This window comes from Actinomadura luzonensis (assembly GCF_022664455.2).
Classification (GTDB): domain Bacteria; phylum Actinomycetota; class Actinomycetes; order Streptosporangiales; family Streptosporangiaceae; genus Nonomuraea; species Nonomuraea luzonensis.
Genome location: NZ_JAKRKC020000004.1, coordinates 39,185 through 57,111 on the forward strand (window position 1 = coordinate 39,185; position 17,927 = coordinate 57,111).

General features: G+C 75.8%; 18 protein-coding genes and 2 pseudogenes. 11 read left to right on the forward strand and 9 right to left on the reverse strand.

Translation table 11 applies throughout. The annotated features are described in order from the left end of the window. Positions 1 to 6: 6 nt before the first annotated feature. Positions 7 to 333 (forward strand): annotated as a pseudogene (locus MF672_RS52415) (replication initiator); the annotation flags it as partial. Positions 334 to 408: 75 nt separating this feature from the next. Continuing rightward, on the forward strand, positions 409 to 1,227 hold the full coding sequence (locus tag MF672_RS50720; protein ID WP_247815837.1) for a HupE/UreJ family protein: 819 nt from the start codon (positions 409 to 411) through the stop codon (positions 1,225 to 1,227). Positions 1,228 to 1,249: 22 nt separating this feature from the next. Here the strand turns inward: MF672_RS50720 and MF672_RS50725 are convergent, their stop codons facing one another. Further along, positions 1,250 to 2,068 (reverse strand): SDR family NAD(P)-dependent oxidoreductase, encoded by an 819-nt coding sequence (locus tag MF672_RS50725; protein ID WP_242383547.1) that lies wholly within the window; start codon positions 2,066 to 2,068, stop codon positions 1,250 to 1,252. Between the two features lie 40 nt (positions 2,069 to 2,108). After that, entirely contained in the window at positions 2,109 to 2,510 is a 402-nt protein-coding gene (locus tag MF672_RS50730) for a MarR family winged helix-turn-helix transcriptional regulator (protein WP_242383546.1), read from the reverse strand. 116 nt (positions 2,511 to 2,626) lie between these two features. Between MF672_RS50730 and MF672_RS50735 the strand changes: the two genes are divergently transcribed. Further along, positions 2,627 to 3,532: an MBL fold metallo-hydrolase gene (locus tag MF672_RS50735; protein WP_247815838.1), complete on the forward strand. Its 906-nt coding sequence runs from the start codon at positions 2,627 to 2,629 to the stop codon at positions 3,530 to 3,532. On the opposite strand, the pseudogene MF672_RS50740 reads toward MF672_RS50735, so the two are convergent. Next, positions 3,510 to 5,645: pseudogene (locus tag MF672_RS50740) on the reverse strand (AfsR/SARP family transcriptional regulator). The gene MF672_RS50735 and the pseudogene MF672_RS50740 sit on opposite strands and share 23 nt — an antisense overlap. Positions 5,646 to 5,724: 79 nt before the next feature. Between MF672_RS50740 and MF672_RS50745 the strand changes: the two are divergent. Then, positions 5,725 to 6,597, forward strand: a complete 873-nt coding sequence (locus tag MF672_RS50745) for an alpha/beta fold hydrolase (RefSeq protein ID WP_242383966.1) — start codon at positions 5,725 to 5,727, stop codon at positions 6,595 to 6,597. A 40-nt stretch (positions 6,598 to 6,637) separates the two neighbouring features. Here MF672_RS50745 and MF672_RS50750 read toward each other — a convergent pair whose 3' ends face one another. After that, complete coding sequence (locus MF672_RS50750; protein ID WP_242383965.1) at positions 6,638 to 7,324, reverse strand: alpha/beta fold hydrolase; 687 nt, start codon at positions 7,322 to 7,324, stop codon at positions 6,638 to 6,640. A gap of 72 nt (positions 7,325 to 7,396) precedes the next feature. Between MF672_RS50750 and MF672_RS50755 the strand changes: the two genes are divergently transcribed. Further along, positions 7,397 to 7,990, forward strand: a complete 594-nt coding sequence (locus MF672_RS50755; protein ID WP_242383964.1) for a TetR/AcrR family transcriptional regulator — start codon at positions 7,397 to 7,399, stop codon at positions 7,988 to 7,990. A gap of 53 nt (positions 7,991 to 8,043) precedes the next feature. On the opposite strand, the gene MF672_RS50760 is transcribed toward MF672_RS50755, so the two are convergent. Beyond that, positions 8,044 to 8,394 carry an STAS domain-containing protein gene (locus MF672_RS50760; RefSeq protein WP_247815839.1) on the reverse strand — a complete coding sequence of 117 codons (351 nt, stop codon included), beginning with the start codon at positions 8,392 to 8,394 and terminating at the stop codon, positions 8,044 to 8,046. Between the two features lie 157 nt (positions 8,395 to 8,551). Beyond that, on the reverse strand, positions 8,552 to 9,487 hold the full coding sequence (locus tag MF672_RS50765) for a cyclase family protein (RefSeq protein ID WP_242383962.1): 936 nt from the start codon (positions 9,485 to 9,487) through the stop codon (positions 8,552 to 8,554). Between the two features lie 168 nt (positions 9,488 to 9,655). Between MF672_RS50765 and MF672_RS50770 the strand changes: the two genes are divergently transcribed. Beyond that, the gene (locus tag MF672_RS50770; protein WP_247815840.1) at positions 9,656 to 11,152 is read left to right on the forward strand and encodes a carboxylesterase/lipase family protein; all 1,497 of its coding nucleotides are present in this window, start codon (positions 9,656 to 9,658) and stop codon (positions 11,150 to 11,152) included. Between the two features lie 7 nt (positions 11,153 to 11,159). Here the strand turns inward: MF672_RS50770 and MF672_RS50775 are convergent, their stop codons facing one another. Then, the gene (locus tag MF672_RS50775; RefSeq protein WP_247815841.1) at positions 11,160 to 12,143 is read right to left on the reverse strand and encodes an AF_0692 family protein; all 984 of its coding nucleotides are present in this window, start codon (positions 12,141 to 12,143) and stop codon (positions 11,160 to 11,162) included. Between the two features lie 164 nt (positions 12,144 to 12,307). Between MF672_RS50775 and MF672_RS50780 the strand changes: the two genes are divergently transcribed. After that, a complete protein-coding gene (locus MF672_RS50780) occupies positions 12,308 to 13,534 on the forward strand; it encodes a sensor histidine kinase (protein ID WP_247815842.1) in 1,227 nt (408 codons plus the stop codon). Then, positions 13,527 to 14,216: a response regulator transcription factor gene (locus MF672_RS50785; protein WP_242383365.1), complete on the forward strand. Its 690-nt coding sequence runs from the start codon at positions 13,527 to 13,529 to the stop codon at positions 14,214 to 14,216. Before MF672_RS50780 ends, MF672_RS50785 begins: the two co-directional genes overlap by 8 nt. A gap of 24 nt (positions 14,217 to 14,240) precedes the next feature. On the opposite strand, the gene MF672_RS50790 is transcribed toward MF672_RS50785, so the two are convergent. Next, positions 14,241 to 15,035 carry a helix-turn-helix domain-containing protein gene (locus MF672_RS50790; RefSeq protein ID WP_242383356.1) on the reverse strand — a complete coding sequence of 265 codons (795 nt, stop codon included), beginning with the start codon at positions 15,033 to 15,035 and terminating at the stop codon, positions 14,241 to 14,243. Between the two features lie 86 nt (positions 15,036 to 15,121). Between MF672_RS50790 and MF672_RS50795 the strand changes: the two genes are divergently transcribed. Then, on the forward strand, positions 15,122 to 15,556 hold the full coding sequence (locus MF672_RS50795) for a hypothetical protein (protein ID WP_242383357.1): 435 nt from the start codon (positions 15,122 to 15,124) through the stop codon (positions 15,554 to 15,556). Between the two features lie 83 nt (positions 15,557 to 15,639). Beyond that, positions 15,640 to 16,269, forward strand: coding sequence for a dihydrofolate reductase family protein (locus MF672_RS50800; RefSeq protein ID WP_247815843.1), 630 nt, complete (start codon positions 15,640 to 15,642; stop codon positions 16,267 to 16,269). A 21-nt stretch (positions 16,270 to 16,290) separates the two neighbouring features. Here MF672_RS50800 and MF672_RS50805 read toward each other — a convergent pair whose 3' ends face one another. Next, positions 16,291 to 17,292 (reverse strand): RNA polymerase subunit sigma-70, encoded by a 1,002-nt coding sequence (locus MF672_RS50805; RefSeq protein WP_242383359.1) that lies wholly within the window; start codon positions 17,290 to 17,292, stop codon positions 16,291 to 16,293. A 119-nt stretch (positions 17,293 to 17,411) separates the two neighbouring features. On the opposite strand from MF672_RS50805, the gene MF672_RS50810 reads away from it, so the two are divergent. After that, positions 17,412 to 17,927 carry a MarR family winged helix-turn-helix transcriptional regulator gene (locus MF672_RS50810; RefSeq protein WP_242383360.1) on the forward strand — a complete coding sequence of 172 codons (516 nt, stop codon included), beginning with the start codon at positions 17,412 to 17,414 and terminating at the stop codon, positions 17,925 to 17,927.

Genomic DNA, 17,927 nt, shown 5'->3' on the forward strand with positions numbered 1-17,927 from the left:
GCCAAGGTGCTGGCGGAGCAGGCCGGGGTGTGCGTCCGGCCACTGGCGATGTGGGTGCAGGATCAGCAGAGCGGTCAGCGGCGGTTGGTGAACGTGGCGTGCGGGGCGCGACTGGAGGACAAGTGCCCGCCGTGCGCCCGGCGCACTCGGCTCGCCCGGATGGCTCAGTGCCGTGAGGGCTGGCATCTGGAGGCGGAACCGCTCATCGGTCCGGCCGGTGGCCGGGCAGGGGTTGAGGAGTCGGCCGGCTCTTTCAAAATCGAGACCGCGGGAGAGGGCGAGGCCCGGGAGGGGGCCGGGAGTCGGCGGGTGCGGTCCACGCGGCGGCGGCAGGACGCGCCGGAGCTGCCCAAGCGAGACGGAAGCGGGAGCACTCTGGGGCGGACGTTCACCGGGAGGGAGGGGAAGGTGTATCAGCCGTCGATGTTCGTCACGGTGACGCTGCCCTCCTATGGCAAGGTGCGGTTCGCCGTGCTCACCTACGTCTACACCTGCCCGCCGGGCGCCGGCGCCGCCCGCGAGATCTCCAGCGCGCTGTTCCCCGACGCCGAGACCTTCGTCCACAGCACCCGGACGCTGCTGCGCTACGACCTCGACGGCGAGCGGGGCTCGGCCGTGCTGAACGCCGCCCAGCCGACCGTGCGGGTCGGCGAGCGGCCCGCCCTGCGGCAGGCGGGGGAGTTCTTCCTGCTGGGGGCCGAGCACCTGCTGTCCGGGCTGGACCACGTGCTGTTCCTGCTGGCCCTGCTCATCGGCGCGCGGCGGGCGCGGGACGTCATCGCCACCGCCTCGGCCTTCACCGCCGCCCACAGCATCACGTTCCTGCTGGCCGCGATGGGCGTGGTCGACGTCCCCGGCGGGCTGGTCGAGCCGGTCATCGCCGCCTCGATCGTCGTCGTGGCGCTGGCCAACCTGCTCGGCCGCGGCGAGAGCGGGCTCGGCCGGTGGCGGCTGCCGGTCGTGTTCGTCTTCGGCCTGGTGCACGGGCTCGGCTTCGCCGGGGCGCTCGATCTGGACCGGCAGGCGTCGTGGGAGCTGCTGCTGTCGCTGCTGAGCTTCAACGTCGGCATCGAGGTGACGCAGCTCGTGCTGGTGGCGGCGCTGTTCCCGCTGCTGGCGCTGCTGCGCCGCACGCCCGCGCACCGGTGGGCGCCGGCCGCGCTGACCGTGCCGATCGTGGCGGCCGGGCTGTACTGGCTGTTCGACCGTGTCCCCCTGCCACTGTGACACGGCCACTGTGACGCGGCGGTCAGTGGGCGAGCATGGCCTCGCTGCGTTCCCACAGCAGCCGCGCCGCCGCCGCGTCGTCCGCCATCGGGTGCGTACGCGACGGCCGCCGCTTCTCGTAGTGGCCGCCGGGCTCCCACCCGGCGCCCGGCGGCGTCGTGGCCAGCCAGACCAGGGTGTCGGCCCCGCGCTCCGGCGTCAGCAGCAGCCGCTTGAGCGGCGTGTGGTAGAGGAACCTGGCCAGGCTGTCGGTGCCGCCGGAGAAGTTCGTGGCGACCACGCCGGGATGGAAGGAGACCGCGGTGAGGCCGGAGGCGCCGTGGCGGCGCTGCAGCTCGCGGGTGAACAGGATGTTGGCCAGCTTGGCGTCGGCGTAGGCGCGGTTGCCGGAGTAGTGGCGTTCGTTGTCGAGGTCGTCGAGGTCGAGCCGGGCCCGCATGTTGAGCATGCTGGAGGTGTTGATGACCGTGGCGCGGCTGTCGGCCAGGCGCGGCAGCAGCAGCGTGGTGAGCAGGAACGGCGCCAGATGGTTGACCTGGAACGTCATCTCGTGCCCGTCGGGCGTCACGGTGCGCGAGCCCATGATGCCGCCGGCGTTGTTGGCCAGCACGTCGATGACCGGGTAGCGCTCCAGCAGCGTCGCCGCCAGCGCCCGCACCTGCGCGAGCCGGGCGAAGTCGGCCACGTGGAAGTCGGCGCCCAGCTCCTTGGCCAGGGCCTCGGTCTTGTCCGGGGAGCGGCCGACGAGCACCACGCGCTCGCCCCGCCCGTGCAGGATCCGGGCCGCCGCGCGGCCGATGCCGTCGCTGGCCCCCGTCAGGACCATGGTCTTGGCCGTCATCGTGGGACGTCCCTCCGTCGGTGACCTTCGGACCAGTGTGTCAGCGGGCGACGGCGCGCGTGAGCAGGCGCTGCAGCGTCTGCTGCTCCTCCGCCGCCAGCGGCGCCAGCGGGGAGTCCTCCGCCAGCAGGGCGAGCAGCCGTTCGCGCAGCTCGGCGCCGGCCGGCGTCAGGACGAGCTGCTTGGAGCGGCGGTTGGCCGGATGCGGGTGGCGTTCGAGGTAGCCCTGCTCCTCCAGCCGGTCGGCGACGAAGGTGGCGTTGGAGGGCTCGCACGCCATCCGGTCGGCCAGCTCGCGCAGCGTCAGCGGCGCCGACAGCTCGCGCAGCGCCGCGCCCTGCGACGTGGTCAGGCCCAGGGTGGCCGCGCGTACCCGCAGGTGGGACTCGATCTGCTTGGCCAGGCCGTGGACCAGCCCGCACAACTGGCGTTCGTCGCTCACACCCCCACTTTACTACAACTCGAACGATTGCAATTAGAACGGTTCTAGTTGTAGCGTTCCTGTCCGACGGCGCCGCCGACCGGCGGCGGCCGACCTCAGGAGAGCGGGGGAGAACCATGTCCACCACCACCTCGACCGGCGACCGCGCGCGGCTCACCAGCCCCCCGCGCATCCGGTCGCTGCGCCTCGGCGAGCTGACCGTCACCTACGTCCCCGACGGGCTGGTCCGCCTCAAACCGGGCGGCTGGCTCCCTGCCGCCACCCCCGCCGACTGGCAGGCCCACCCTGGCCACCTCGACCAGGACGGCCTCCTCGTCGCCGGCATCGGCGGGCTGCTCGTCGAACGGGGCGAGCGGGCGCTGCTCATCGACACCGGGCTCGGGCCCGAGTCGCACCCCGACGACCCCGCCGACCCCTTCATCGGGCCCCTGCACGGCGGCGACCTGCTGCGCAACCTGCGCAGCCTCGGCCGCGACCCCCGCGACATCGAGGCCGTCGCCATCACCCACCTGCACCCCGACCACCTCGGCTGGGCCTGGAGCACCGAGCCGGGCGCCGCCGAGCCCCCCTTCGCGCACGCTCCCCACCACGTCGGCGCGCCGGAGTGGGAGCGGCGCGACCTCGCCGCCGAGGGCGGCGCCCCCGCCGAACGCCTGGCCGTGCTCGCGCCCAACGTCCGGCCCGCCGCCGACGGCGAGGAGATCTTCCCCGGCGTGCGGGCCTCGTTCACGCCCGGCCACACCGCGGGACACACCGCCTACACCATCACCGGCGGCGGCCGGCGGCTCATCGCCTTCGGCGACGCCCTGCACGCGCCGCTGCAGGTCACCTACCCCGAATGGTCCTGCGGCATCGACCACGACCCCGACGAGTCTGCCGGGCACCGCCGCCGCCTGGTCGAGGAGCTGAGCCGGCCCGGCACCATCGGCTACGGCGGGCACTTCGCCGACGTGGTCTTCGGCCGCGCCGAACCCGCCGCCGGGCGTGGCGACGGGCGCTTCACCTGGGTGCCCGTCGCGTGAGCTCGCCCGGGTCCGTCGCGTGAGCTCGCCCGGGTCCGTCGCGTGAGCTCACCGGGGTGCCCTGTCGCGTGAGCGTCCCGGCCTCCCGCAACGCGGCCAGGTGGTCGGCGACCGGACCCAGCGTCAGCAGGCCGCTGCCGGCGCCCGCCAGCTCCCGCCGCCGGCGCCAGCGCCGCCCGCGCCCGCCGCGCCGCCGCCTGGTGACCGGTGGCCACCGCCGCCCGCGCCACCAGGCACCACATGGCCTCAAGCAGCAGGTCACGCGGCGGGTCCGGCACCTCCTCCAGCGCCGCCGCGGCCTCCTCGCGGCGGCCCGCGAGAGCCAGCCGCAGCGGGCGGGCCCACGGCTCGTACGGACCCGTGTCCTCCTCGCCCGGCGGGAGCGGCAGGCCGCGGCGGACGCGGGCGCACGACAACGCCAGCGGCAGCAGGCCGCGCTCAAGGCCCGGCATCCCCGCCCCGTCCAGCAGCCCGGCCGCCGCGCGGTAGGCGGCCTCCACCTCCGCGAAGGCGCCGCCCGTCACGTCGAGGCGCAGGGCCCGGTACCAGCCGGTGAACACCCGCACCAGCGGGCGCTCGTGCCGCTCGGCCAGGCGTTCCGCGGCGGCGGCGTGCCTGTCGGCGGCCGCGAGGTCGCCCAGCGCGCACCGGGCCTGCAACCGGATCAGCCGCCCGAGCACCTCGAAGGTCACCAGGCCGTGCCGGGACGACAGCGCCACCAGCTCCGCCCCGATGCCGTCCCGCCGCCCGGCCAGGCCGGTCCGCTCGAAGCTCTGCATGAAGACGGCGTTGAGCGCGAAGGCCAGCAGGGCGGGGTCGTCGAGGCGGCGGGCCAGTTCCTCCGCCTGCCGGGCCGCCTCCGGGCCGCGCGGCCCGTACGCGCCGCGCGACTCCAGCGCGACCGTGGCCAGCAGCCGCGCCCGCAACCGCGCCCGCGCGGCCTCCGACGACGTCGCCGCTCCCGACGAACCCGGCGCCTCCAGCGGCCCGGCGTCGGGCGGCGCGGGCAGCGCGGGCAGCGCGGCCAGGGTGCGCTCGGCGGCCGCCACCACCTGCGCCGCCTGCGCGGGATCGTCGGAACGCGTCCAGATCGCCGGCACGTCGAACGCGCCGATCACCCGCGCCGTCAGCTCCGGATCGCCCAGCTCCTCGGCCGCCGCGATCGCGGCCACCCGATGCCCCCGGGCCGCCTCCAGCCCCGCCCCGCCCGTCACCGCCAGGTCACGCATCAGGCTCACCGTCGACTCCAGCCGCGCCCGCGCCCCCGCGGGCACGCTGCGGTCGTAGGCCGCCGCCGCCCGCGCCCACACCGCCTCCGCCGTCCCCGCCGTTCCCGCCGCCTCCGGGCGAAGCCCGGGATCGAGCTGCGGGTCCTGGCGCAGGATGTCCGTCTCCAGGCGGCGCAGCGCCGGCCCGGGATCGACCCCCAGCTCCTCCACCAGCAGCGCCCGCGCCCGCCGCAGCACCGCCAGCGCGTCGCCCTGCCGCCCGGCCCGGTACAGCGCCAGGGCCAGCAGCCGCCAGCCGTCCTCCCGCCACGGGTGCTCGGCCACGTGCGCGTCCAGGTCGGGCACCAGCTCGGCCGCCGGGCGCACCGCCAGCCACGCCTCGGCCCGCCGCTCGGCCGCGTGCAGCCGCAGCTCCGCCAGCCGCGAACGCTCCGCCCGCGCCCAGTGCGCCCCGGCGAACTCGGCGTAGGCGGGCCCCCGCCACCACCCCAGCGCCTCCTCCAGCCGCTCCAGCGCCTCGCGCGGCGGCGCCGTCGCGGCCCCGGCCACCGCCTGCTCGAAGCGCCAGGCGTCCACCGCGCCGGGCCGGCGCGCAACGCGTAGCCGGGGCCCGGTGACCAGCAGCCGGCGGCACGCGGCGGGCGGTCCGGCTCCAGCGCGCGGCGCAGCGCCGCCACGAACGTGCGCACCGCGCTCACCGCGCCGCGCGGCGGGTCGTCGTCCTCCCACAGGTCGGCCACCAGGCGCTCGACCGGCACGACGCGGCGCCTGGCGACGATCAGCCGGGCCAGCACGGCCCGGTGCCGCGGCCCCTTGACGTCGAGCGCGCCCCCCGCCTCGTCGTAGGCCGTGACCGGCCCCAGCACCCCGAACCCCACCCGCACCCTCCGACCGTAGCGCGCTCATCGGATGCTCATCGCGGCGCGGCACGCTGGGAGCCGTCCCCGACCGAAGGAGAACCTCATGCGGATCGAAGGCTTCGACTACCGCCGCGTCCCCGTCGCCGACGGCGTGGCGCTCAACGCGGCCGTCGCCGGCTCCGGCAGCCCCGTCGTGCTGCTGCACGGCTTCCCGCAGACCCACCTCATGTGGCGGCACGTGGCCGCCGACCTCGCCGCCGACCACACGGTGATCGTCGCCGATCTGCGCGGCTACGGCGACAGCGACAAGCCCGCCGAGACCGGCCCCGACACCTACAGCAAGCGGACCATGGCCGCCGACGTGGTGGCGCTGGCCCGCGCGTTCGGGCACGAGCGCTTCGCGCTGGCCGGCCACGACCGCGGCGCCCTGGTCGCCTTCCGCGCCGGGCTCGACCACCCCGCCGCGATCACCCACCTGGCCTGCCTCGACGTCCTGCCCACGCTGGACATGTGGGACGTGCTGCGCGGCGCGAGCGCGGCCGTCGGCTTCCACCTCTACCTGATGGCGCAGCCGCCCGGCCTGCCCGAGCAGCTGATCGGCGCGAGCCCCGACGCGTTCTTCGGCCACTTCCTGGACCTGTGGACCGGCGACGCGCGGGCCGTGCCCGGCGACGTCCGCGCCGCCTACCTCGACGCCTGCCGCGCCGCGGTCCCCTCCATCGTGGCCGACTACCGCGCCTCGGCCGGCGTCGACGTGCGGCACGACCAGGCCGACCGCGACGCCGGCCGCCGCCTCGCCATGCCGGTCACCGTGCTCCAGCAGGACTGGGGCGCCGCGCTCGGCTACGACGCGGCCGCCCTGTGGCGGGCCTGGGCCGGCGACCTGCGTCACGACACCGTCACCTGCGGCCACTTCATGGCCGAGGAGGCCCCCGCCGACATCGCCAAGGCGCTGCGCGACCTGCTCACCCGCTAATCACCCCCCGCCGGTCAGCCCTCCCGATCAGCCCTCCCGGTCAACCCTGCCGGTCAGCCTCGCGGGCGGACTCGTCGAGGACGCGCGCCAGGTCGCCGGGGGCGTCGCGCATGAGGTTGTGGCCGCCGTCCAGGGCGACCGCGCGCCAGCCCGGGTCGTCGCGCAGCCGCTCGTAGGTCGCGGTGAACGGCGACTCGCCGTCCCAGCCGGCCGCGTACACGTACGTCCTGCGCCGCACCCGCTCCAGCCCGCCGGTCAGCCGCAGCGGCTGCAGCAGCGAGGCCAGCGGGTGCGGCGTGGCGCGCGGGTCGAAGAACGGCAGGGGACGGGTGGCGACGCCGTCGGCGGTGACGTCCAGGTACCACGCGCGCTCCTGCTCCGACACCAGTGCCCAGCAGGAGTCGCCGTCGCCCGGGACCACCGCGTCCAGGTAGACCAGCGCCGACACCCGCTCGGGCAGGCGGTCGGCGGCCCCGGTGATCACCATGCCGCCGTAGCTGTGCCCCGCCAGGACCGCGTCGCGGACGTCCTCGGCGGCCATCAGGGCGGTCACGTCCGCGATGTGGGTGTCGAGGTTGACGGTGCCGTGCAGCAGGTGGGCGCGCTCGGCGACGCCGGTCGGGGTGACCGTCAGGACGCGGTGACCGCGCCGGCGCAGCTCCTCGGCGAGGTCGGCGAAACACCAGCCGCCGTGGCACATGCCAGGCACCAGGACGATATCGCTCACGGGGGCGACTCCTCGGGCAGATCGGTACGGGTGCCGGGATCGTAGCATCGAACCGACCGGTACTATCTACGTATGCCGGTTCCCAAGGGCTCGACCATCGACCCAGGGCGCACCCGCGCCGCCATCGTCAGGACGGCCACCGCCCTGCTGTACGAGCGCGGCCTCGACGGCATCGGCGTCGCCGAGCTGTGCACCCGCCTCGGCGTGTCCAAGGAGACCCTCTACCGCCACTTCGGCACCAAGGAGGGCCTGGTCGAGGCCGTGCTGGAGGCCCGCAGCGACGGGGTGGTCGCCTGGGTCGGCGAGGCCGTCGCGGCGGCGGGCGACGACCCGGCCGCCCAGCTCGCGGCCGTCTTCGACGCCCTGCAGCAGTGGTACGACGAGCCCGCCTTCCGCGGCTGCGCCCTGGTCAACGCCGCCGCCCAGCACCACGTCCCACAGGTGCGCGCGATCACCGCCCGGCACCTGGGCCGGTACCTGGACCTGCTGACGTCCATCGCCGCCCGCGCCGGAGCCGCCGACCCCGGCCTGCTGGGACGCCAGCTCCTCATGCTCGTCGAGGGCGCCACCGTCGTCGCCGCCCACGGCCCCGCCCACCCGCGGGCGCGAACGCCCGGGGCGGAGGCCCGGGACGCCGCCCTCGCCCTGCTGGCGGCCGCCGGCTGACCGGCCAGGCCCTGAGGCCCGCGAGGCCGGCCAGGCCGCTGAGGCCGGTGAGGTCATTCGGCGGTGGGGCCGCCCAGCCCGGCCACGGCCGCGGCCATGCTGGGGAACAGCGGCAGCAGCCCGTCCAGCCCGGCGTCCCCCAGCACCTGGCGCACGTACCCGCGGCCGTCCACCACCGCCATGACCCCGCCGCCCTGATGCATGCGGTGCGCCAGCAGCACCAGCACGTCCACCCCGAAGCCGTCGAGGAAGTGCAGCTCGCTCACCTCCACGATGAGCCGCGCCCCGTGGCCGCGCAGCAGCCGGATCTCCCGTTCGACGGCGTCCACGGTGGCCTCGTCGAGGCTGCCGCGTAACGCGACGACCGCCCAGTTACGCCGGAAGTCCGGAATCCGCCCGCCCACTGCCACGCTCTTCGCTCTTCCGATCGCCTTACCGGGACACCGCCATCTTCTCTGACAAGAGAATTAAGCACACGCCGCGCCCCCCGTACCCAGCGGATCCTCAGATTGCCGGCACCACCGCCGCGAAGACCGGGCCAGAAGCCCGCGGGCGAGCAGGTCAGAAGGTGGCGATCGGGTTGACGGGGCTGCCGGACGTGCCGGCGAAACGGACCGGCGCGACCGCGAGCTGGAAGTCCCACTGGCCGAGCTCGGCGGCCGTCGCCGCGCACGCCTCCAGGTCGCAGTTGTCCAGCAGCCACAGGCCCATCGCGACGAGGCCCACCGCGTGCACCGGCATCAGCACCTCGTCGTAACCCGACGGCTGCACGTCCTGCGGGGTGTCGGCGCCGATCAGCGCGACCCCCCGGTCCCGCAGCCACGGCAGGCAGGAGGCGTGCCACCCGGCCTGCTGCAGACCGCTGTTCGCGCCGGACTCGTGCCGGGACCGGCCGTGGCCGGTGCGCAGGAGCACCGCGTCGCCCGGCCGCACCCGCACCCCCTGGCGGCGCTCGGCCTCCTCCAGGTCTTCGGGGAAGACGCCCTGCCCCGGTTCGAGCCACGGCACGTCGCGGACCCGCGCGACGTCCAGCAGGACGCCGCGCGTGACGATGCCGTTGGCCGCCGCCGTGACGGCCGCCCACGCCGACCCGGTCGCCGCGTCGACCAGCGTGTGCGGCCGCCCGTTGTACATCGTGCCGTCCCAGAACAGGTGGCACGGCGAGTCGAGGTGGGTGAGCGTGTTGCCGTGGAACATCAGGCCGAGCCGCTCGTGCGAGAAGCCCCAGCGCCGGTCGTTGTGGAAGGCGGGCGGCATGTGCTCGGCGCCCGGCATGTCGACGGCGCGCGGGCACGCCGTGGTCGAGCGCTCCATGTCCGTCGGCGCGGCGACCTCCCACGAGCACGACACGCTCCTGCCGTGGCGCACGGCCCGCGCCGCCGCCAGCCGCACGTCGTCGGTGATGTGGTTGAGCGTGCCGAGCTCGTCGTCGTCGCCCCACCGCCCCCAGTTCGACAGCGTCTCGAAGTAGCCGAGCACGTCGTCCTGTGTGGGCATCGACCGCCCTGCCGTCATGACCCGCCCTCTCCGACCAGCCGCCGAGGTCCGCTGAGGCGGCATCGTACTGGATCGGCGGGCCGGGCTGCCGCCCGATAACGGGATGCGGCGGGGCCGCGCCCCGGGCGAAGATGGCCGTCCGGCCGGTACCCGGATGAGGAGCGTGCCATGACCCCCGACCGACACCCCGAGGTACGGGTGCGCACGGGACGGCTGCGCGGGCGGCTGGAGGACGGCGTCGCCGTCTTCCGCGGCGTCCCGTTCGCCCGGCCGCCGGTGGGCGGGCTGCGGCTGGCCGCCCCCGCGCCGGCCGAGCCGTGGGACGGCGCGCGCGAGGCCGCCGCGTTCGGCCCGCCGCCGCCGCAGTCCAGGCTGCTGGGCGCGAACGCCGACCCCGGCGACGGCGACTGGCTGACCCTCAACGTCTGGACCCCCGACCCGGGCGCCGCCCGGCTGCCGGTGATGGTGTGGCTCTACGGCGGCGGCTACATGTACGGCCGCTCCGGCGACCCCCTGTTCGACGGCCGCGTGCTGGCCCGCGACGGCGTCGTCGTGGTCACCGTCAACTACCGCGTCTCCGCCGAGGGCTTCGGGCACTTCCGCGGCGCGCCGCCCAACCGCGGGCTGCTGGACCAGCTGGCCGCCCTGCGCTGGGTGCACGACGACATCGCGGCCTTCGGCGGCGATCCCGGCCGGGTGACCGTGTTCGGCGAGTCCGCCGGGGCCGGGAGCATCGCCGCGCTGATGACGATGCCCGCCGCGGCCGGCCTGTTCCGTCGGGCCATCGCGCAGAGCGTGCCCGGCACGTTCTTCTCCGCCGAGCTGGCCGCCGACCTCGGCGCCGCGACGGCGGCCGAGCTGGGCCTGCCCCCGGTCGCGGCCGAGATCGCCCGGCTGCCGCCGGAGCGGCTGGCCGACGCCGGCGACGCGCTGGCCGGCAAGATGGACGGCCGGACGGAGTGGGGCCTCGCGGCGCACGTGCGCACGCCGTACGCGCCGGTCGTGGACGGCGAGATCCTGCCCGCCGTGCCGTGGCGGCCACCGGCTGGCGCCGCCGCCGGCGGGGTCGAGCTGGTCGTGGGCCACACCCGCGACGAGTACCGGCTGTTCATGGCCATCACCGGCGACCTCGGCGCCGTCACCGCCGAACGGGCGGCCGCCGCGCTGCGGGCGCTCGCCCCCGACCCCGGCGCCTACCGCGCCGCCCACCCGCAGGCCGGCGACGAGCGGCTGTACGAGCTGGTGCACTCCGACTGGCTGTTCCGGATGCCCTCGGAGCGGCTGGCCGACACCCACCGCCGGCACGGCCGGTCCTACCTGTACGAGCTGACCTGGCCCGCCACCGGCATGGGCGGCGGCCTCCTCGGCGCCTGCCACGGGCTCGGCCTGCCGCTGACCTTCGGCAACCTGACCGCCGGCTCGGCCGGGCTGCTGCTCGGGCCGGAGGCGTCGCCGGCCGCGGCCGGGCTGTCGGCCCGGGTCCGCGCCGCGTGGACCGCGTTCGCCGCGACCGGCGACCCGGGCTGGCCGGCGTACGAGCCGGGCGACCGGCACACCTGGATCATCGACGCCGAGCCCCGCGTGGCGCCCTACCCGGAGGAGCCGTCCCGGGCGCTGTGGGCCGGGCACGCCTTCGACCCCCTCCCGCTGCTGCCCCAGGCGTGAGCCGCGCTCACCGGGTGCGCCGGGCGAGCAGGGCCAGCAGCCCGGCCATGACGAGCCCGAGCACGGCCAGCGACACCCGGTCGGCGGTGCTCTCGCCGTTGGCGATCACGCCGAACGCGGTGTGCGCCACCAGCGCCCCGCCGGCCAGCGCCAGGCTGTGCCGGTCGCGCCACCCGCCGTGCGCCGTCCACCGGCGCAGCAGCATCCCCGCCGCCACGGCCAGCAGCGCCGCCGCCGCCATCGGCACCGCCACCCAGCCGCCCTCGGTGAAGGCCGGGTGGCGGGCGCCGCCGAAGGGGAACAGCAGCGCCAGGTAGCCGAACGCCGCCACCCCGGCCAGGCCCGCGACGACCGGAGGCGCGGGCACCGCCAGGGGCGGGGCGGCCGGCGGCCCCGCCGGGCGGGGGGTCAGACGCAGCGCGAGCAGCGCCAGCACCGCGACGGCCAGCACGAACGCCGCCACCGCCGCCGGCGGCGCCTGGTAGCCGGGGTCCATGAAGGAGGTCGTCCACCGCAGCAGCCCGGCGCCCAGCACGAACACCGCCCCCGCCACGACCAGCCCCGTCCGCCCCAGGTAGGGCCGGTGACGCAGGTCCGGCAGGACGAGGTCCACCAGCAGGATCGGCAGCGCCACGCTGAAGACCGCGTGGTAGGGGATGTTCAGCTCGGTGTAGGCGCTGTTGAGCCCGAGCAGCCTGGGCGCCCAGCCGGCCACGCCGTAGAGGGTCGGGCTGGTCAGCGCCTGCAGCGCCAGCCCTTCCTCCACGATCCCGTACGCCGCCCCGAGCAGCAGCACGGCCGGCCAGCCGCGCCCGGCCCGGCGTACCAGCTCGCGGATCAGCACGGTGCCCGCGCCGTAGATCGGCGTCCACAGCAGCAGCAGCCACGCCTGGCGCAGGGGCGGATTGCCGAGCGTCAGCTCGGCGACGACCGGGGTGAGCCCGGCCAGCAGGAGCGCGGCCCACCGGCCGCGTGCTCGTGAGGTGACCATGCCCTCACGCTCTCCCGCCGCGGGCGCGCCGCGCTGCTGCCGCAGGGCCGGTCCTTGCCCTCTTCGGTCGCCTGCCCGGGGTGACTTAGGTTGCCACGGCGGGCGGCGCGATGCTGACTTCGGTTGCTTACCGGGCGCGACGCCGCCGGATACGATCGGCGACTGTGTTCGCAGCACGCAGCCGGGACGACACCGGGAGCAGCCGCGCCCCCGAGGCGGACGGGCCGGGCAGGCCCGGCGGCTCGCCGCGCGACCGGGCGGCCGGCGTCGGCGGGGTCGTGCTCGCCCTGGCCGGGGCCGCCGGCGTGATCTGGGGGGACCTGGTCCCCGGCGCGCCCGGCTGGTGGCTGTGGGCCGACGTCGCCGGCGGGGCCCTGGCGTGCGTGGGGCTGTGGTGGTGCCGGCGCCTGCCGGTGGCCGCCTCGCTGGCCGTCATCGCGCTGTCGGCCCCGGCCGCGGCGGCCGTGGCGGCGGGCATCGCCACGCTCGTCGCCGCGCTGTACCGGCGGCCGCCCGTGGCCGTGGCGGTGGGGGCGGCGTGGGTGGCGGCGACGCTGGTCAGGTTCGCCTGGCGGCCGCCCGGGCTGGCGCCGTACCCGGTGTGGGCGCTGGTCGCGGTGCTGTTCGGCGGGGCGGTCACCGGCTGGGGCATCGTGGCCAGGACCCGGCGCGAGCTGCTGGCGTCCCTGGCGGAACGCGCCCGCCGCGCCGAGGCCGACCAGCGGCAGCGCGCGGAGGAGGCCCGCCGCAACGAACGGCTGCGCATCGCCCGCGAGATGCACGACGTGCTCGCCCACCGGCTGACGCTGCTGGCCGTGCACGCCGGGGCGCTGGAGTTCAACCCGGCGGCCCGGCCGGAGGAGGTCGGCGAGGCGGCCGGGGTCATCAGGACCAGCGCCCACCAGGCGTTGCAGGAGCTGCGCGCGGTCATCTCCGTGCTGCGCGAGAGCCCGTCGGCCGAGCTCCCGCTGACCGGGCTCGCGCCGCTGGTCGAGGAGTCGCGGCGGGCCGGGATGCGGATCGAGCTGCGTGAGCGCGGCGTGCCCTTCGCCGGCCTGCCGGACACGACCCGGCGCACCGCGTACCGGGTCGTGCAGGAGGGGCTGACCAACGCGCGCAAGCACGCGCCCGGCCGGCCCGTCACCGTCGAGGTGTCCGGCGCTCCCGGCGGCGAGCTGACCGTCGAGGTGCGCAACCCGCCGCCCGCCGGGCGGGAGCCGGCGGGGCTCGCCGCTACCGGCGGCGGCGCCGGGCTCGCCGGGCTGGAGGAACGGGTGTCGCTGGCGGGCGGGCGGCTGGAGCGCGGGCACACCGGCGACGGCGGGTTCCGGCTGGCCGCGCGGCTACCATGGCCCCGTGAGCACAGAAGCGAGCCCAGACCCGATGGGTGAGCCGGCGAGCGGGCCCCCGGGCCCGATCCGGGTGCTCATCGTCGACGACGACGCGCTCGTGCGCGCCGGGCTGACGCTGATGCTCAAGGGCGCCCCCGACCTCCAGGTGGTGGGCGCGGTGGCCGACGGGGCGCAGGTGCAGGCCGCGGTCGGCGAGCACGCGCCCGACGTGGTCCTCATGGACATCCGCATGCCCGGCCTCGACGGCATCGACGCCACCCGCAGGCTGCGCGCCCGCCAGGACGCGCCGGAGGTCATCATCCTGACCACGTTCGACGCCGACGAGCACGTGTTCCGGGCGCTGCGCGCGGGAGCCGGCGGCTTCCTGCTGAAGGACACGCCGCCCGAGGGCATCGTCGAGGCCGTCCGGCGGGTCGCGGCCGGCGAGCCGAGCCTGTCGCCGAGCGTCACCCGCCGGCTGATCGCCCGCCTGGTGCCCGAGGAGGAGGACCGGCGGCGGGCCGACGCCCGGCGGGTGCTGTCGGCCCTCAGCGAGCGCGAGCGGGAGGTGGCGCTGGCGGTCGGGCAGGGCAAGGCCAACGCCGTCATCGCGGGCGAGCTGCACATGAGCGTGGGCACGGTCAAGGGCTACATCTCGCGCATCCTCACCAAGGCGGGCCTGGACAACCGCGTCCAGCTCGCCCTCGTCGTCCACGACGCCGCGCCGGACCGGCCGAGCTGACCGCGCTGACCGTGCTGACCGTGCTCACCTGGGGGTGGCGGCGCGCTCGCGCAGGATGCGCGCCGTCTCCTCGTCGGCGGGCAGGAACGCCTCCAGCCGCAGCTCCGACAGCGTGACGTCCACGGCGGTCGCGAACGACGTCAGCGTCGTCATCAGGCGCAGTTCGCCCTCCGGCACGCGCAGCCGCAGCGGCACCGCGAAACCGAGGTGCTCGGCGGGCGCGGCCAGCCCGCGCAGGTAGCCGTCCAGCTCGGCGACGAACGCCGCCAGCTCGGCATCGGGGCTGCGATGGAGCTGGTCGCGCAGGCTGCCGGTGATGTGGCGGCCCCACTCCGGCAGGTTGGCCACCCGGCGGGCCATGCCGTCGGGATGCAGCGCCAGCCGCACCACGTTGAGCGGGGGCTCCAGCAGCTCGGGCGCGGCGCCCTCGGTGAGCACGCCGAAAGCCGCGTTGGCCGCGACCAGCAGGCCGTGCGGCCGCACGACCACCGCCGGATAGGGCAGATGCCCGTCCAGGATGCGCTCCAGCGCCTCGCGCACCGGGCCCAGCTCGGGCGCGTCGAGCGACGACTCGGCATAGACCGGGGCGTACCCGGCGGCCAGCAGGAACGCGTTCCGCTCGCGCAGCGACAACCCCAGCGACTCGGCCAGCCGCACCACCATGCCGCGCCCCGGCCGCGAGCGTCCCTGCTCCAGGAAGCTCAGGTGCCGCTGCGTCGTGTCGGCCCGGATCGCCAGGTCGAGCTGGCTGACCCGGCGGCGCGAGCGCCAGCGCCGCAGCTCGCCGGCGAAGGGATTGGGATCTGCCGACACCGTCATGGACCCATTCATACCGGACACCACGGCGGCCGCGATTCCCTCCAGGGAATCGCGGCGCCGCATCCGGGCGCCGCACACTGGCGGCCATGAGCGAAACCATGAAGATCCAGGAGTGGGCCGGCCGATACGTCGCCCAGTGGAACGAGCCCGACCCGGACCGCCGCGCGGCCCTGGTCCGCGAGCTGTGGGCGGGCGACGGCGTCCAGGTGCTCGTCGACCCGCCGCAGGCGATCCGCGAGGCGGCGGCCGGGCTGGCGTTCCCGGCGCCGCCGCTGGAGGTGCGCGGGCACGAGGCGCTGGAGGCGCGGGTCCGGCGGGCCTACGAGATGTTCGTCGCGCCGGGGGAGCACGTGTTCGCGGCGGCGGGGGAGGCGTTCGCGCTGCTGCCCGGCCTGGTGGCGCTGCGGTGGTCGATGGTGTCCGCCCGTACGGGGGAGCGGGCCGGCGGCGGCCTGGACGTCCTGGCCCTGGACGCCGACGGCCGCATCCGCACCGACCACCAGTTCATCGAGGCGAGCTGACGAGGCCGCGGATCGCGCGCCGATCAGGTTTCCGCGCCGCGACCGTCGGTACCTGTGAGATCGACTCACGAGAGGCCGGCACGATGCGGAAACTGAGCTTCGCCATGAACGTGACCCTGGACGGCTACATCGCCGCGCCCGGCGACGACCTCGGCTGGAGCGGGGGAGAGGGACCGGACTCCTCACCGGGCGACGAGCTGTTCCAGTGGTGGTCCGACCGGGTGGCCGCCACGGGCCTGTCGCTGTACGGGCGCAAGCTGTGGGAGGCGATGAGCTCCCACTGGCCGGCCGCCGGCGAGCGGCCGGAGGCCACCCCGGCCGAGACCGAGTTCGCCCGCCGCTGGCGGGACATGCCGAAGGTGGTGTTCTCCGCCACGACCGCCACGACCGGCACGACCGGCACGACCGGCACGACCGGCACGACCGGCACGACCGGCTGGAACGCCCGCCTGTTCACCGGCGACGCGGTCACCGAGATCACCAGGCTCAAGGCCGGCGACGGCGGCCCCATGGACATCGGCGGTGCCACGCTCGCCGCGGCGGCCATGCGGGCCGGGCTGATCGACGAGTACGCGGTCGTCACCCACCCGGTCCTGGTGGGCGGCGGCACGCCGTTCTTCACCGCCCTGGACCGCTGGGTGAGCCTGAGCCTGGTCGAGACCCGGACGTTCCCCGGCGGCGTGGTGCTGACCAGGTACGAGACGAGACGGTGAGCACGCGGGGCCGCCCTCCGGTCACAGTGCCGGGGGCAGGCCCAGCCATGGTTTTCCGGTGGCGTCGAACCCCGTGAGCTCGGCGATCCGCCCGTCGGCGATCCGCAGGACCGCGAGGTTGAACAGCCGGTACTGCGCGTCGCCAGGGGCGCGGAGGTACAGCGCGGCGGCAGGCATGCGGTTGACCGTCGTGGCGACGCAGCGCCAGTCGTCGCGGCCGCGCCGGAAGAGCCCACCGGAGACCCAGCCGTCCACCGCGTCCCTGGCCGTCCTGCTCAACGTGCCCGGCTCGGGCAGCATCGCGAAGCGCAGGTCGTCGCGCAGCAAGGACATCAGCCCGTCGAGGTCGTTGCGCTCATGGGCGTCGATGTACGCCTTCACCACGCTGCGCTCGTCGTCCGACAGCTCGTGGGTGGCGGGGCTCCGCCAGTCGAGGCGGCGGCCGGGCAGCTGCTCGCGCATCGTCACCCGGGCCCGCTGCAGGGCGCTGGTCACCGACGCGACGGTCAGCCCGAGGGCGTCGGCGGCCTTCGACGCCGGCCAGCCGAGGACGTCGCGCAGGACGAGCACCGCCCGCTGCCGCGGCGGCAGGTGCTGGACGGCGACGATGAACGCCAGCTCGATCGTCTCCCGCGCCACCACCGACTCCTGCGGATCCTCGGGGAGCATCCCGTCGGGGTACGGCTGCAGGTACGACAGCTCGGAGCCGGGCAGCCCGGCCGGCACCGGCGTGCGGTCGTTGCGCTTGTCCAGGAAGTCGAGGCAGGCGTTCGTCGCGATCCGGTACAGCCAGGTCCGCAGGGTCGCGTGGCCCTTGAACGACTCCCGCTTGTTCCACGCCCGCAGGAACGTCTCCTGCGTCATGTCCTGGGCGTCGTCGTAGTTCGCGAGCATCCGGTAGCAGTGCACCTGCAGCTCACGCCGGTGGCGCTCGGTGACGAGCGCGAACCGGGCCGGGTCGCCCGCGCGGGCCGCCGCGATGAACGTGGCCTCGGCGGCGCCCAGCGGTCTTGCGTCGGTCATGGTGGTCGATCCTTTCATCGACGGAACCGACGAACCGGCGGAGCGTTTCTGATCGGTGGAGGCGGGCGGCCGGCGAAATGGATTAGAAATTTATATAAGTTGCTTATAGGATCTTCGGCGTGCCGCCCACGCCGCAGCCCGACGAGCTGCCCGACAAGCTGCCCGACGAGCCGTCCGACGAGCCGTCCGACGAGTTGGACGTCCCCCACCTGACCGACGTGCTGGAGGACTTCATCCGGATGTTCATCCGCCTGCCCTCGGTGCAGCGGCTGAGCTTCACCACGTTGTCCGTCCTCCACACGCTGGCCGGCCAGGGCCCCAAGCGCCTCACCGACCTGGCCGCCGGCGAGCAGGTCACCCAGCCCGCCATCACCCAGATGGTCGCCAAGCTGGAACGCGAGGGCCTGGTGGAACGCCGTCCCGACCCGTCGGACCGCCGGGCCGTGCTCGTCCGCGTCACCGAGGCCGGTGCCGCGATCGTGCACGGCCGGCGCGCCGACCGCAGGGCGCACCTCACCGACCTCACCGCCGCGCTCACCCCAGCGGAACGAGCCTCCATCGCGGCGGCCCTGCCCGCCCTGGCCCGCCTCGCCGAGGTGAACCGGCACCTGGCCGAGCAGCACCGGAGGAACTGA

What these genes read in the sequence shown, in the direction of transcription:
- MF672_RS50770 (WP_247815840.1), top strand. Translation starts at nt 9,656, where the DNA reads ATGACCCCCGACCGACACCCCGAGGTACGGGTGCGCACGGGACGGCTG.
- MF672_RS50790 (WP_242383356.1), bottom strand. Translation starts at nt 15,035, where the DNA reads ATGACGGTGTCGGCAGATCCCAATCCCTTCGCCGGCGAGCTGCGGCGC.
- MF672_RS50755 (WP_242383964.1), top strand. Translation starts at nt 7,397, where the DNA reads ATGCCGGTTCCCAAGGGCTCGACCATCGACCCAGGGCGCACCCGCGCC.
- MF672_RS50775 (WP_247815841.1), bottom strand. Translation starts at nt 12,143, where the DNA reads ATGGTCACCTCACGAGCACGCGGCCGGTGGGCCGCGCTCCTGCTGGCC.
- MF672_RS50800 (WP_247815843.1), top strand. Translation starts at nt 15,640, where the DNA reads ATGCGGAAACTGAGCTTCGCCATGAACGTGACCCTGGACGGCTACATC.
- MF672_RS50805 (WP_242383359.1), bottom strand. Translation starts at nt 17,292, where the DNA reads ATGACCGACGCAAGACCGCTGGGCGCCGCCGAGGCCACGTTCATCGCG.
- MF672_RS50785 (WP_242383365.1), top strand. Translation starts at nt 13,527, where the DNA reads ATGGGTGAGCCGGCGAGCGGGCCCCCGGGCCCGATCCGGGTGCTCATC.
- MF672_RS50725 (WP_242383547.1), bottom strand. Translation starts at nt 2,068, where the DNA reads ATGACGGCCAAGACCATGGTCCTGACGGGGGCCAGCGACGGCATCGGC.
- MF672_RS50795 (WP_242383357.1), top strand. Translation starts at nt 15,122, where the DNA reads ATGAGCGAAACCATGAAGATCCAGGAGTGGGCCGGCCGATACGTCGCC.
- MF672_RS50765 (WP_242383962.1), bottom strand. Translation starts at nt 9,487, where the DNA reads ATGCCCACACAGGACGACGTGCTCGGCTACTTCGAGACGCTGTCGAAC.
- MF672_RS50745 (WP_242383966.1), top strand. Translation starts at nt 5,725, where the DNA reads ATGCGGATCGAAGGCTTCGACTACCGCCGCGTCCCCGTCGCCGACGGC.
- MF672_RS50735 (WP_247815838.1), top strand. Translation starts at nt 2,627, where the DNA reads ATGTCCACCACCACCTCGACCGGCGACCGCGCGCGGCTCACCAGCCCC.